Origin of the sequence: Flavobacterium algoris (assembly GCF_048158525.1) — a bacterium.
In the GTDB taxonomy this organism is placed as follows: Bacteria; Bacteroidota; Bacteroidia; order Flavobacteriales; family Flavobacteriaceae; genus Flavobacterium; species Flavobacterium algoris.
This window is the reverse complement of the sequence record NZ_JBLNKT010000019.1, coordinates 22,833-36,702: the sequence shown is the minus strand read 5'-3', so window position 1 is coordinate 36,702 and position 13,870 is coordinate 22,833. Positions and strand designations below refer to the sequence as shown.

The following is a 13,870-nucleotide window of genomic DNA, read 5'->3' as shown; positions in this document are numbered from 1 at the left end:
TTATGGATTGATTTTATTAAATAAGGTAACACATTCCATCGCTTCTTTTACATCGTGAACACGAAGTATTTTTGCTCCTTTAGTTAATGCTAAAGTATTTAAAACCGTGGTTCCGTTTAATGCATTTTCTGTATTGATATTCAAATCTTTAGATATCATAGATTTTCTCGAAATTCCAACTAAAAATGGTAACTCAAGCATGCTGAATAATTCCATTTTTTGAAATACTTCGTAGTTTTGTTCCAGTGTTTTGGCAAAGCCAAAACCAGGATCAATAATTAAATCATTGATTCCAAAACTTCTCGCTTTAGCAATTCGTTCCGAAAAATAGAAAACCATTTCTTTTACAATATCGTCATAATTAGTAAGTGTTTGCATCGTTTGAGGATTCCCACGCATGTGCATCATAATATAGGGAACATTGTATTTTGCAATTATATCAAACATTTTTTCGTCCAGATTTCCTGCCGCAATATCGTTGATAATGGCAGCTCCGCTTTCAATGGATGCTTTTGCCACTTCAGCTCTAAAAGTGTCAATAGAGATAATCGTTTCGGAAAAATTTTTTAAAATCAAATCAATAGCAGGAACAATTCTTGAAATCTCTTCTTCTTCCGAAACAAATTCGGCACTAGGCTTACTGGAATACGCACCTAAATCAATGAAAGTAGCGCCATCTAAAAGCATTTTTTCAACCCTAGAAAGTATTTCGCTTTCATTTTTATACTTTCCACCATCAAAAAAAGAGTTGGGTGTAACATTCAAAATCCCCATTACTTTTGGAGTTGATAAGTCGATGAGTTGTTCTTTACAGTTAATCGTCATTTTTTTAGTATTCAGTGTTCAGTAGCAGTTATCAGAACTTCTGCATTCAACATTCGTTAATCTTTATTCAACATTCAGCCGCGGTGTTCTCTTTGCGGTTAACAGTCTTTGTACTTTGTACTTCAATCTTAATTCTTTACTTTTGAAAAAATTTTAGACAAATATACACCAATAATGAAGAATACTTCAAAGGAATATGATACTGTGACTGCGATTTGTCGTTCGCTGTTTATCAACAAAATGAAAGATTATGGATGTGCCTGGCGTATTTTAAGATTGCCTTCGCTGACGGACCAAATCTATATTAAAGCCCAAAGAATACGAAGTTTACAAGAAAATGAAATTCGTAAAATTGACGAAGATGAAACGGGTGAATTCATCGGGATTATCAATTATTCCATTATGGCATTAATCCAATTGGAATTAGGCGTTGCGGATCAACCTGATTTGGAGGTTTCAAGAGCAACCCAATTATACGATACCAAACTGAAACTCACCAAAGATTTAATGGAAGCCAAAAATCATGATTATGGCGAGGCTTGGCGCGACATGCGTGTGAGTTCACTTACGGATTTGATTTTGCAAAAACTGCTTCGTGTGAAACAAATTGAAGACAATAAAGGAAAAACATTAGTTTCTGAAGGCATTGACGCTAATTATCAGGATATGATTAATTATTCGATTTTCGCATTGATTTTAATGGGTTTTGGAACCAAAAATTAATAAAACTATGAAAAATATAAGTACTCAATTCTCCCGAATTTTCGTTGGAATCCTATTTATCATTTCCGGATTAATAAAGCTGAATGACCCCATTGGGTTTTCTTATAAACTCGCGGAATATTTTGGCGAGCCCGTTTTTAACATGCCTTTCTTAGTACCATTTGCATTAGCGATCGCATTGTTTTTGGTTATTCTTGAAGTTGTTTTAGGCTTTATGTTACTCATTGGTTACCAATCAAAATTTACGATTAACAGTTTATTAGTATTGATTGTGTTTTTCACTTTCCTTACGTTTTATTCTGCCTATTTTGATGTTGTTAGAGATTGTGGCTGTTTTGGTGACGCTTTGCATATTACGCCGTGGCAATCCTTTATTAAAGATGTCGTTTTATTATTTTTTATTCTGATTCTATTTTTTAATAGAAAATTAGTGAAACCGTTATTTGGAAATACAGTTCAAAATATTTTGGCTTTTGCAAGTATCGCTTTGTGTGCGTTTATGGGCTATTGGGTTATCCATCATTTGCCTTTAATTGATTTCCGTCCGTATAAAGTAGGAACTAATATCCAAAAAGGAATGAGAATTCCTGATAATGCGCCAAAAAGTGTCGTCGAAATGGTTTTTATTTATAAAGTAAATGGCGTTGACAAAGAATTTAGTGAAAAAGATTTAATGGCGCTACCGGAAGGAGCCACTTTTGTAGACAGAAAAGACAAAGTGATAACCGAAGGCTATGTCCCTCCTATTCATGATTTTGCTATGGAAAAAGACGGATCTGATTATAAAGAGGAATTCTTAGATGAGCCAAAATTAGTGATGATTGTGGCTTATGATTTAGTTCATGCTGATAAAGCGGGTTTAATTAAATTGGAAAAATTGAATCAGGAAGCTAAAGCAAAAGGGTATAAAGTAATAGGAATGACAGCTTCTTCACCGGAAGAAATTGCTAAATCTAAAAAAGAATTCGGGATGACATTCGATTTTTATTTCTGTGATGCTACAGCTTTAAAAACGATTGAAAGAGCCAATCCGAGTATTGTAGTTCTTGAAAAAGGGACTATTTTACAAAAAGTGCATTACAATGATATTGCAGATTTAAAACTATAAATAAAAGGTTTAAAGTTACTAAAACTGGTAATTTTAGACCTTTAATTATTTTATATACTCACATCTTGTCCAATTTAGTATTGCATTTTACTGAAATATCACTTGAAAATGGATAAATTAGTTTACTTTGAAAGCCCTACTTTTAATTTATTTCAATAAACGTTCCATTTAACAGTTAACTATTACGATTTCACTACTTTTATCATTACAAAAAAATCATTTTTTGTGATATAATAGCGGAGAATTCAAAATTCGTCAATCTCTATTCCCCAATCAAATTGTTTGTTTAACTTTGTTCCAAATTATAAAAAATGAAAAAAATATTCGTTTTATTCATCGCTTTCGTTACATTTTCTTGTACACAAGCTCAAAAAACAGCATTTTCAAAAGAAGCTTTATCAGAAACATTATTATCAACTGATGGAAGCCAAGTTGCTTTTAAGAATATTTTAAAAAAGCACAAAGGCAAAACTTTAGTAATTGAAGTTTGGGCATCCTGGTGCGGAGATTGCGTAAAAGCAATGCCGAAAATTAAAGAATTACAGGCTAATCATCCTGATGTAGCTTATGTGTTTATTTCTATGGACAAAGCTGCCGATAAATGGAAAGTTGGTATTGAAAAACACGAATTAAAAGGAGATCATTTCATGGCAAATGACCAAATGAAAGGTGTTTTTGGAAAAGCAATTGATTTGGATTGGATTCCAAGGTACATCATCATTGACAAAACAGGAAAAATAGTTTTATATCGTGCGATAGAAACTGATTTTGACTTAATAAATGAAACTTTAAAAAAATTGAAATAATAGCAGTATTCATTTCAAAAAAACTACCTAACTAAAATAAAAAACAACAAAATGAGAAAGAAGATTGTAGCAGGAAACTGGAAAATGCATAAAAACGCAGAACAGACTGAAGATTTATTGAATGAATTAATTGCAAAAATCCCAACAGAAACTAAAGCACAGGTAATTGTAGCTCCAACTTTTGTTAACCTAGCTTCTGCTGTTGATCATTTAGAGTTTACAAATATTGATGTGGCTGCTCAAAATGTACATCAAGCTGAAAGTGGTGCTTTTACAGGCGAAATTTCTGCTGATATGCTTAAAAGTGTTGGTGTGAATATCGTAATTCTTGGACATTCAGAGCGTAGAGCAATTTTTAATGAAACAGATGCTTTAATTGCAAGTAAAGTAAATACCGCTTTAGAACATGACATGACTGTTATTTTCTGTTTTGGTGAAGAATTGAAAGACCGCCAATCTAAAAACCATTTTAATATTGTTGAAAATCAATTGCGTGATGGTTTGTTTCAGATTGAAGCAAAAGACTGGGCAAATGTTGTTTTAGCATACGAGCCAGTTTGGGCAATTGGAACTGGAGAAACAGCTTCTCCGGAACAAGCACAAGAAATGCACGAATTCATCAGAGAAACGGTACGTAAAGCTTTTGGAAGCGACATCGCTGATGATGTTTCTATTCTTTACGGTGGAAGTGTAAAACCAGAAAATGCAAAAGAAATTTTCTCTAAACCAGATGTAGACGGAGGTCTAATTGGTGGAGCTGCACTAAAAGCAGATGATTTTGTTGCTATTGTGAGCGCAATATAATTTTTTACATACAATTTTAAAAAAGGTTTGATATTTTATCAAGCCTTTTTTTGTTTTAATTCTTCAATAAAAAGAGATAATACTACCTTTACCAAAAAAATAAACATGTCAAACATTTATATCGGATATCATTTTACCATAGAACCAAAAGAACTAGGTTCAGAAATATTAATTGCCCAATTAGGAGAAAAAGCTTTTGAAAGTTTTACCGAAACCGAAACGGGTGTTTCTGCTTTTGTGCAAAAGGATTTATGGGACGAAATGATTCTTAATGAAATTCAAATTTTGCAATCAGAGGAATTTAAAATTGACTACACTTTCGAAGAAATAGAGCAAGTGAACTGGAATGAGGAATGGGAAAAGAACTTTGAACCAATTGATGTAGATGGAAATTGTCATGTACGTGCGCCTTTTCATCCAAAAACGGATGCCGAATTTGATATTGTAATTGAACCAAAAATGAGTTTTGGAACCGGTCATCACGAAACCACTCACATGATGATTCAACATTTATTGGAAATAGATGTTACTGGTTTAAAAACACTTGATATGGGTTGCGGGACAGCAATTTTGGCTATTCTTGCCGAAATGAAAGGTGCTCAACCAATTGATGCGATTGATATTGATAATTGGTGTTATTTGAATTCTATCGAAAATGCGGAACGCAATAATTGTCATCATATTACAGTTTATGAAGGTGATGCCGATTTGTTGAAAAACAAAAAATACGATTTGATAATTGCTAACATCAATAGAAATATTTTGTTGAACGATATACAAAGTTATGTAGATTGTTTAAATCCAAAAGGAATCTTATTATTAAGCGGTTTCTACGTAGAAGACATCTCATTTATTGATGCTTCCTGCACAGAAAAAGGTTTAACTTATGTTAAAAAATTCGAAAGAAACAACTGGGTTTCTCTAAAATACGTAAATTAGTGTGTTATTTTTTTTATTAATTATATAAGTACAAAAAACCTACAAAATGAGTACTAAAGAAAAAGTAAGAGAAAGGGTCAGTGTAAAAGAAATTGTATCTTTAGATAACGAAATTATTGTCTATAATGATGATGTAAATACCTTTGACCACGTCATAGAAACTTTAATTCGCGTTTGTAATCACACTCCAGAGCAAGCAGAACAATGTTCGTTAATTGTTCATTACAACGGAAAATGTACCGTAAAAACAGGACCTTATAATAAGCTAAAACCGCAGTGTACTCAACTATTGGAAGCTGGATTAAGTGCTGAAATTATTTAGCTGTATTTAAATTTAATAGCCTGTTATAGAATTATTGTAAATAATTCATAAAACATATACTTTTATTATATATTTGAATAACATAATAGGCTTTTATGGTAGAATACGGAAAAATTTTAGTTTTTGTAATGCCCATTTTTTTGACATTAATCATAGCAGAAAAAATATATGGCCGTTATAAAGGAGAAGATACTGCTCCCAATATGGATACTGTTTCGAGCGTAAGTTCTGGAATGGTCAACTCCGTAAAGGACGTTTTAGGACTTAGCATGACCCTTATTTCTTACGATTGGATCGCATCAAAAATCGCCATTTTTCATTTAGAGGCTAGTTTTCTGGCTTACATTATAGGTTTCATTACCATAGATTTTTATGGTTATTGGAGCCATCGATTTTCACATCAAATTAATTTTTTATGGAATAAACATGCGATTCATCACAGTAGTGAAGAGTTTAATTTAGCTTGTGCTTTACGCCAACCCATATCCAGTTTTGTTAATTTATTTACCTTTTTGCTGATTCCTGCGGCTTTGTTAGGAGTTCCCTCAAAAGTGATTGCGATTACACTTCCCATTCATTTATTTCTTCAATTTTGGTATCATACCAAACACATTAAAAAAATTGGCTTTCTGGAAAAAATCATGGTTTCTCCCTCCCATCATCGGGTGCACCATGCTATTAATCCAGAATATATGGATAAAAATCATTCCCAAATATTTATAATTTGGGATAAGTTATTTGGTACATTTCAAGAAGAATTAGCATCAGTTCCACCCGTTTTTGGAATCACGAGACCCGCACTAACCTGGAATCCCATCCGCATTAATTTTCAACATCTTTGGCTACTGATAACCGACGCTTGGCGTGCTGAAAACTGGAAAGATAAATGCATTATTTGGTTCAAACCAACGGGGTGGCGCCCAGAAAATTTTGAAGAAAAATATCCTGTACACAAAATTAAAGATGTTTATGCTTTTGAAAAATATGGTACCCAACATTCTAAAAAACTGATGTTTTTGGCTATGATTCAAGCCATAATTACTTTGTTATTTATCAGCTATTTATACAACTCTATTGCAATAATTGGTTTACCCAATGTATTTGTATATGGCGCATTTATTTTTGTAACAGTTTATAGCTACACTGAATTAATGGATACCAGAAAAATTTCACTTTTTTGGGAAATTCTCCGATTTGCTTTCGGGATAACTATTATTGCTTATTTTGGCGACTGGTTTTCAATGAATCAACTTTTCCCTTACGCAAATTATATCATTATTGGATATCTTACGTTATCCTTAATAGCCACAGTCTACTTTGTAAGTGTAAATTTCGAAAAAGAAAAAGTAGTTGTGCCATAATCTTAAAAACTATTCATGAGAAGTACCTTATCATTCAAAGCCTATATTGGAATCAGTTTCGTTTATCTTTTATTAATTATTTTGGGAAGAGAAGACATTTCGTGGTTTATAAAACCTTTTTTGATTCCTTTTCTTTTTCTTGCCGTTTATTCTTGCGGAGATTTTCCTTCTAAAAAATTCCTTTTAATAGCCTTGACTTTTTCTTGGATGGGAGATGTTATTTTACTATTTGCTTACAAAGCTGAAATCTATTTCATCATTGGATTGGTAGCATTCCTAATTTCTCATATCGCTTATATCGTTTTATTCAGTAAACAATTAAGAATAAATTCGTCCAGAAACAAAGCTGTTTTCTGGGTGGGAATAACAGTTATTATTGTCTATTTAATACTAATGTTATCAATATTATTACCAACTTTAGGTGACTTGAAAATCCCGATTTTTGTTTATGCCATCATACTCTCAACTATGCTTTTATTTGCCTTTAAAGGGTATTTAAAATGGAGTAAACCTGCCGGGACTTATATATTACTAGGCGCGGTTATTTTTGTAAGTTCGGACAGTATTCTGGCTTTCAATAAATTTTATGAACCCATTCGATTTAGTTCTTTTCTGATAATGGCAACGTACCTGCTTGCTCAATACTTGATTATAGTTGGTATTTTGAAATTAAACAGAAAAAAATAGCATTTTCATTTTCAGAAAATGCTATAAAATTTAATTTTAATGGAATTAATGAGGCAATTTATCTTTTAATACTCCATAAATAAAGGTACCCAATAAAGCACCAAAAAGCACTAAAAGCACACTCCAGAAACCAGCACCAATTAGAATAAATATTGGACCTGGACAAGAACCGACAAGTGCCCAACCCAATCCAAAAAACAATCCACCAATCAAATAACGGGAAGAACCTTTTTCTTTATCCTGAATTTCTATTGGCTGACCTTTTACATCTTTTAGTTTATTTCTTTTTATGATTTGGATGCCAATTACTCCTGTCAAAATAGCCACAGCGATAATTCCGTACATGTGAAAGGATTGAAATTGAAACATTTCATAAATGCGATACCAGGAAACGGCTTCCGATTTTGTAAGTACAATACCGAAAACAAATCCAACTAATAAATATTTTAATACGTTCATATTCTAAAAAATTAAGGGTAATAAAAAATGAGCCATAATTAATCCTCCAACAAAAAATCCTATAACCGCTTTCAAAGATGGAAGTTGCAAATTACTCAAACCCGATATAGCATGTCCTGAAGTACAACCACCGGCATAACGGGAGCCAAAACCTATTAAAACACCACCAATTATAAGAATAAAAATACTTTTGGGAGATTCCCAGATCTGAGTACCAAAGAGTGCTTCTGGCATTAATTTTCCGTTTGGAGCATCGATTCCCAATTGCGCTAATTGTGCAATGGTTTTTGGGTTTATAGCAACATTTGAAGCATCACTCATAAAATGAACCGCTACAAAACCGCCTAACATCGCTCCTATAACCACAACTAAATTCCAACGTTGTGCTTTCCAATCAAAATCAAAAAACGTTACTCGTTTCCCTAAACCGGCCATAGAACAAAGAGAGCGCAAATTAGAAGACATGCCAAACGTTTTTCCAAAATATATAAGACAAAGCATAATCATGCCTATTAAAAACCCGGAAACATACCAAGGCCAAGTTTGATAAATAATATCCATATTTGTAAATTTTATGCAAATATATAAAGCAAATTATTGATTCTATGTGAGAAAAGTTACAATAGTAAAAAACTGCACAATAAATTAATATTTGTTAATGTAATAGGCTTTAAAGTTCTGTTTATATTTGTACCTCTTTAAGCGGGCAATGGTATTATAATTGTTATAAATATTCCCAAAAAATCAATTAAAAATATGAAAAAAATAATTCCGTTTGTCGTTTTATTACTACTTAGTGCCTCTTGTGTAAGCACAAAATCTACCTTGAAAAACGTAGATGATAATGCACCTGCACTAACACTTACAAAAGAAAATACTTTTGTAATAACAGCCTACAGCAAAGACAAAAAATATGGTTACGATCAAGATTATCCAATCAACATTTTTTACAGAAACACAGTAAACGAAACGATTAATCAAGAACGTTTTTTGAATGCACTGACTGGACCAAAAGGAGAAAAAATCACTTACACAAAACTGGAGAGCTGTTGTCCGTTTCCAACAAAGAAGACAGATTTAGGCGCTGGTTTCCTGGATGTATATGAACTAAAATGGGATGGGCAAAAGAAACCTATAAAACTCTATTTGAATATTTACGAAAAAGGAATTTTAATGGTACCCGTTGGTCTTAGTTTAAAAAAGAATTAAATAAAACACGACTGCCCTAGCCCTGATAACAGTGAAAATCCTTTTCTTTTTTTCTTCCAAAAAAGAAAAGATTGCAACGGATAGCAGGAAATAGCTTCAAAAAAATACTAAATCATTATTTCTAATTATCTTTGCACTTTCAAAAAATAAATTTTTATGAACATACAACATATTCCACTCATCAAACATAGTGATAGTGGCAACTTCTTTCTTCTTGCCGGTCCTTGTGCTATTGAAGGTGAAGAAATGGCGATGCGTATTGCAGAAAAACTAGTTGGTATCACAGATAAACTGGAGATTCCATTTGTATTTAAAGGCTCTTTCAAGAAAGCCAATCGTTCCAGAATTGACAGTTTTTCTGGCATTGGAGACGAAAAAGCATTAAAAATCCTTAGAAAAGTTTCGGAAACTTTTGGTGTTCCTACCGTAACTGATATCCATACTAATGAAGATGCCGAAATGGCTGCACAATATGTGGATGTGTTACAAATACCTGCTTTTCTAGTTCGTCAAACTGATTTAGTCATGGCTGCCGCCAATACTGGAAAGGTCGTAAACTTGAAAAAAGGACAATTTATGAGTCCTGAAAGCATGAAACATGCCGTGCAAAAGGTTTTGGATTGCAACAATCAAAACGTAATGGTTACAGACCGTGGAACCATGTTTGGGTATCAAGACATGATTGTGGATTTTAGAGGAATTCCTACAATGCAAAACTATGCAACCACAGTTCTTGATGTTACACATTCGCTACAACAACCCAACCAAACAGCTGGGGTAACAGGCGGAAGACCTGATATGATTGAAACGGTTGCCAAAGCAGGAATTGCTGTAGGTGTAGATGGAATTTTCATCGAAACTCATTTTGATCCCGCTAATGCTAAAAGCGATGGGGCAAACATGTTGCATTTAGATTATTTTGAAGGTCTGATGACTAAATTAGTTGCAATCAGAAAAACAATAAATCAGTTTTAATTTCAATTTAAATTCATTGAAAAATATAATTTTATATTCCGCATTCTTAATTATGTGTTTTTCAAAAAACACTTTTGCGCAAGAGCAAATTAAAATACAAGATAAATATACGGCTCACAATAAAGGGAAGTTTTTTATTTCTTGGGGTGGAAACAGAGATAGTTACACCAAATCTGATGTTACCTTTAGAGGAAAAGATTATAATTTTACTCTTGATAATATGGTCGCTCATGACAAACCAAAAGGCTGGCATGTTGATTATATAAACCCCGCGAGAATGACTATTCCTCAAACTAATTTTAGAATGGGGTATTTCATAAACGACCATTACAGTATTGCTGTAGGTTGGGATCACATGAAGTATGTTATGACGCAGGATCAAACCGTTAATATGACAGGTACAATCAACCTTCCTTTGACAGATTCCGGATCAGATTACAATGGGACTTACAACAATACTCCGAGTGTTATGACAGAAAAATTTCTGATGTATGAGCATACTGATGGATTAAACTATGTAAACACTGAATTTTCAAGACATGATGATATTTCATCTTTATTCAAAATTGGGAATACTGATAAAATTCAAATCAACTTAACTGAAGGTGTTGGAGTTGGATTATTATATCCAAAAACAAATACGACTCTTTTGGGTAAGCCGCGTCACGATGATTTTCATGTATCTGGTTATGGAACTTCTTTGAAAGCAGGTTTAAATGTTACTTTCCTAAAACATTTTTATGTTCAAGGGGAATTAAAAGGAGGTTATATCAATATGCAAGATATTAGAACTACTCAAAGTACGGAAGATAGTGCTTTTCAAGATTTTTTCTTTTTCCAAAGAATAATTGCTTTTGGAGGAATATTCAAAATATAAATAGTACATAGATAATAATAAACGAGGCTGTCAGTAAAATGACAGCCTCGTTTTGTTTAACGCTTTTTTTATTTTAATGAAGTTAATATGTTTTATTTTAATTACAAATTTGTTCCCACCATTGCTTTTATTATAATAATTATTAGCTAAATTTGGATATTATGTTTTCTTCTAAAATAACAGAATTAAACAATTCATAAAATTTGTATTTATCTAAAATCTGAATAAAAACAATTTTTACACCCCATGACTATAAAAAAAAGAAATCCTGACTCAGGTGGGATCTATCACTTTGATAATTTTTTTAAAATCTCAGCTGATTTTATTTGTATTGCAGGATTTGATGGCTATTTCAAGCGAATAAATCCCGCTGTTTCAAAACTATTAGGGTATTCAGATGAGGAATTGTATGCTAACCCCATAAGTAGTTTTGTTTATGCTCCAGACCTTAAAATTACTATCGAAACAAGAGAACAAGTATATAAAAACAAGCCCCTTTTAAATTTTGAAAATCGGTATTTAACTAAAAGTGGAGAAGTTGTATGGTTATCCTGGACATCAATGCCCGTTGAAGAGGAGAAACTAGTTTATGCTATTGCTAAAAACATTACACATAAAAAAAGAATTGAAGAAGAACGAAACTTACTTCTTGCAAATCTGACAAAAATTAACAAAGACCTTAAGCATTTATCGTATACAACTTCGCATGACTTAAAGTCACCTGTAAATAATTTGCTGTCCGTATTTGATCTCATTGACCTTTCAAAGATTAATGACGAGGAAACACTTGAGTTTATAACTATTTTAAAAAACGCAACAGAGAGTTTAAGGCAAACTTTAAAAAAATCAGTCGATGAATTAATTCATAAAGATGAGTTAAATGCCCCCATTGAAGAATTAGGTTTGAATAAAAATTTAAATGAAGTGCTCCTTTCTATAAAATCATTAATAGAAAATTCAAAAATTATAATTAACATCGACTTTTCAGAGCTTGCTGAAATTAATTTTAATAAAGAATACCTGAAAAGTATATTTTTAAACTTAATTACCAATTCAATAAAATACTCGAAACCGGACACCTTACCTTGTATTTCTATTGTTTCTAAAAAAGTAAACGGAATCAGTCAATTAATTTATTCTGATAATGGATTGGGTTTTGACATGGAAAAAGTTAAAGATAAAATTTTTGGACTACATCAAAAATTCCACGATCATATTGACAGTAATGGCATAGGACTTTATCTAATTTATAATCACATTACTAATTTAGGTGGCCGTATTGAAGTAGAAAGTAAAATTTATGAAGGTGTAAAATTCACAATATTTTTTAAAGATTAATCATTTTACACCTTCATAATTGATTTAATATTTTTAAAACCTATTGCACTTCTTTACTTGTTTCAATCCCATCCTGGTCTATCAAATACACTAATGAAGCCATTGTTGCCGCTCCTAATTCTAGTTCTCTTTTATTGACAGCATCAAATGTATCATTTAATGCATGGTGATAATCAAAGTAACGTTGTGAATCTGGTTTTAAACCTGCTTTTACAAGCATTTTAGAAGTCAATGGTCCAATATCTGAACCAGCATGCCCTTTTACAAAACTATGAATCAAATAGGGTTCAAAAAGATCTTTCCATCCTAGAATTTTATTAAAATTAGCATCATCACTTTCTAAAGAAAAACCTCTGGGACTGAATCCGCCTGAGTCACTTTCTAAAGCAAAAATGTGATTTTCTTTATTGGTTTGAGCCAATTCTTCATATTTTTTTCCACCTTTACCACCGTTTTCTTCATTCATAAAAAGTACAACACGAATGGTATTTTTTGGTTTATAACCCAAGTTCTTAAAGATATTTACCACTTCCATACTTTGAACCACTCCAGCTCCATCATCATGGGAACCATCAGCTAAATCCCAAGAATCAAGATGCCCGCCAACAACCATAATGTTTTCAGGATGCTCACTTCCTTTTATTTCCCCAATGACATTGTAGGATAAAACATCATCCATTTGCTTACAGGATTGTTTGAAATAAAATTTTAATTTTGGATTATTTTTTATTTTTTTGCTTAATAATTCCGCTCCATTTGTACTAATAGCAGCTGTTGGAATGTATTGTGATTTTGGAATGTCGCCATAGCTCTGTGCTCCTGTATGAGGAAAATCATCCAATCGAAGGTTCATAGAGCGTACAATGGTACCCAATGCTCCAAATTTTGAAGCTTCTTTGGCTCCTGCATATCTTTGATCTACACAACCACTATAAGCATTGAAAGCTTCTATTTGTTCATCCTCCATCGGTCGGTTGAAAAAAACTATTTTCCCTTTAATTTTATTTCCTAAAGCTTCTAATTCTTTGATGCTATGCACTTCAACTACTTCAGCAGTAAGCCCATTTTTTGAGGTAGCAACAGAACCTCCCAATGCGCAAATAGGCACATTTATTTTAGTTTTATTGTCTTGAATGTAAGCAGTTTCTTTTTCGCCACGAACCCATTTTGGCACCATCACTTCTTGAAGATAAACACGATCCAACCCTAGAGTTTCTAATTGTGCTTTGGTATACTGAACTGCTTTTTCAGCACTGGCTGAACCTGATAAACGAGAACCTATTTTATTGGATAAATAATCCAACCAAGAATAACATTTTGAGTTGGTTAATGATGATTTGTAAATTTCTTTTAGCGTTTGTTCATCTTTAGTTTGTGCAAAAAGAACAATTCCGCTAAGGAATAGGATAACAGATACAATTGATTTTTTCATAATTT

The 13,870-nt window shown here is 32.5% G+C and carries 16 protein-coding genes; 12 read left to right on the top strand and 4 right to left on the bottom strand.

Going from position 1 to position 13,870, the window contains the following annotated elements; translation table 11 throughout:
* Complete coding sequence (gene folP, locus ACM55I_RS10815) at positions 1-825, bottom strand: dihydropteroate synthase (RefSeq protein WP_416846804.1); 825 nt, start codon at positions 823-825, stop codon at positions 1-3.
* 174 nt (positions 826-999) lie between these two features.
* Between folP and ACM55I_RS10810 the strand changes: the two genes are divergently transcribed.
* From ACM55I_RS10810 to ACM55I_RS10775, 8 genes are all read left to right on the top strand, one after another.
* Positions 1,000-1,548, top strand: a complete 549-nt coding sequence (locus ACM55I_RS10810) for a DUF1599 domain-containing protein (protein WP_416846802.1) — start codon at positions 1,000-1,002, stop codon at positions 1,546-1,548.
* Between the two features lie 7 nt (positions 1,549-1,555).
* Entirely contained in the window at positions 1,556-2,656 is a 1,101-nt protein-coding gene (locus ACM55I_RS10805) for a BT_3928 family protein (RefSeq protein WP_416846801.1), read from the top strand.
* A gap of 311 nt (positions 2,657-2,967) precedes the next feature.
* On the top strand, positions 2,968-3,462 hold the full coding sequence (locus ACM55I_RS10800) for a TlpA family protein disulfide reductase (RefSeq protein WP_416846800.1): 495 nt from the start codon (positions 2,968-2,970) through the stop codon (positions 3,460-3,462).
* 51 nt (positions 3,463-3,513) lie between these two features.
* Positions 3,514-4,266: a triose-phosphate isomerase gene (gene tpiA, locus ACM55I_RS10795; RefSeq protein ID WP_416846799.1), complete on the top strand. Its 753-nt coding sequence runs from the start codon at positions 3,514-3,516 to the stop codon at positions 4,264-4,266.
* Between the two features lie 105 nt (positions 4,267-4,371).
* A complete protein-coding gene (prmA, locus tag ACM55I_RS10790) occupies positions 4,372-5,205 on the top strand; it encodes a 50S ribosomal protein L11 methyltransferase (protein ID WP_416846798.1) in 834 nt (277 codons plus the stop codon).
* A gap of 46 nt (positions 5,206-5,251) precedes the next feature.
* On the top strand, positions 5,252-5,527 hold the full coding sequence (locus tag ACM55I_RS10785) for an ATP-dependent Clp protease adaptor ClpS (RefSeq protein WP_416846796.1): 276 nt from the start codon (positions 5,252-5,254) through the stop codon (positions 5,525-5,527).
* Between the two features lie 95 nt (positions 5,528-5,622).
* Entirely contained in the window at positions 5,623-6,888 is a 1,266-nt protein-coding gene (locus ACM55I_RS10780; RefSeq protein WP_416846795.1) for a sterol desaturase family protein, read from the top strand.
* Positions 6,889-6,903: 15 nt separating this feature from the next.
* On the top strand, positions 6,904-7,575 hold the full coding sequence (locus ACM55I_RS10775; protein ID WP_416846794.1) for a lysoplasmalogenase: 672 nt from the start codon (positions 6,904-6,906) through the stop codon (positions 7,573-7,575).
* A 45-nt stretch (positions 7,576-7,620) separates the two neighbouring features.
* On the opposite strand, the gene ACM55I_RS10770 is transcribed toward ACM55I_RS10775, so the two are convergent.
* Together ACM55I_RS10770 and ACM55I_RS10765 are read right to left on the bottom strand one after the other, a co-directional pair.
* Positions 7,621-8,034, bottom strand: a complete 414-nt coding sequence (locus tag ACM55I_RS10770) for a DUF6691 family protein (protein WP_416846793.1) — start codon at positions 8,032-8,034, stop codon at positions 7,621-7,623.
* A gap of 3 nt (positions 8,035-8,037) precedes the next feature.
* Positions 8,038-8,595 carry a YeeE/YedE family protein gene (locus ACM55I_RS10765; protein ID WP_416846792.1) on the bottom strand — a complete coding sequence of 186 codons (558 nt, stop codon included), beginning with the start codon at positions 8,593-8,595 and terminating at the stop codon, positions 8,038-8,040.
* Between the two features lie 195 nt (positions 8,596-8,790).
* Here ACM55I_RS10765 and ACM55I_RS10760 point away from each other — a divergent pair, with 195 nt between their 5' ends.
* The 4 genes from ACM55I_RS10760 (at position 8,791) to ACM55I_RS10745 (ending at position 12,433) form a co-directional block, all read left to right on the top strand.
* Positions 8,791-9,243: a 2-dehydro-3-deoxyphosphooctonate aldolase gene (locus tag ACM55I_RS10760; protein WP_416846790.1), complete on the top strand. Its 453-nt coding sequence runs from the start codon at positions 8,791-8,793 to the stop codon at positions 9,241-9,243.
* A 156-nt stretch (positions 9,244-9,399) separates the two neighbouring features.
* Positions 9,400-10,218, top strand: a complete 819-nt coding sequence (gene kdsA, locus ACM55I_RS10755; protein WP_416846788.1) for a 3-deoxy-8-phosphooctulonate synthase — start codon at positions 9,400-9,402, stop codon at positions 10,216-10,218.
* Between the two features lie 16 nt (positions 10,219-10,234).
* A complete protein-coding gene (locus ACM55I_RS10750; protein WP_039109782.1) occupies positions 10,235-11,095 on the top strand; it encodes a hypothetical protein in 861 nt (286 codons plus the stop codon).
* A 246-nt stretch (positions 11,096-11,341) separates the two neighbouring features.
* Positions 11,342-12,433, top strand: a complete 1,092-nt coding sequence (locus ACM55I_RS10745; RefSeq protein ID WP_416846786.1) for a PAS domain-containing sensor histidine kinase — start codon at positions 11,342-11,344, stop codon at positions 12,431-12,433.
* 40 nt (positions 12,434-12,473) lie between these two features.
* On the opposite strand, the gene ACM55I_RS10740 is transcribed toward ACM55I_RS10745, so the two are convergent.
* Positions 12,474-13,865 carry a M20/M25/M40 family metallo-hydrolase gene (locus ACM55I_RS10740; protein ID WP_416846785.1) on the bottom strand — a complete coding sequence of 464 codons (1,392 nt, stop codon included), beginning with the start codon at positions 13,863-13,865 and terminating at the stop codon, positions 12,474-12,476.
* Positions 13,866-13,870 lie beyond the last annotated feature (5 nt).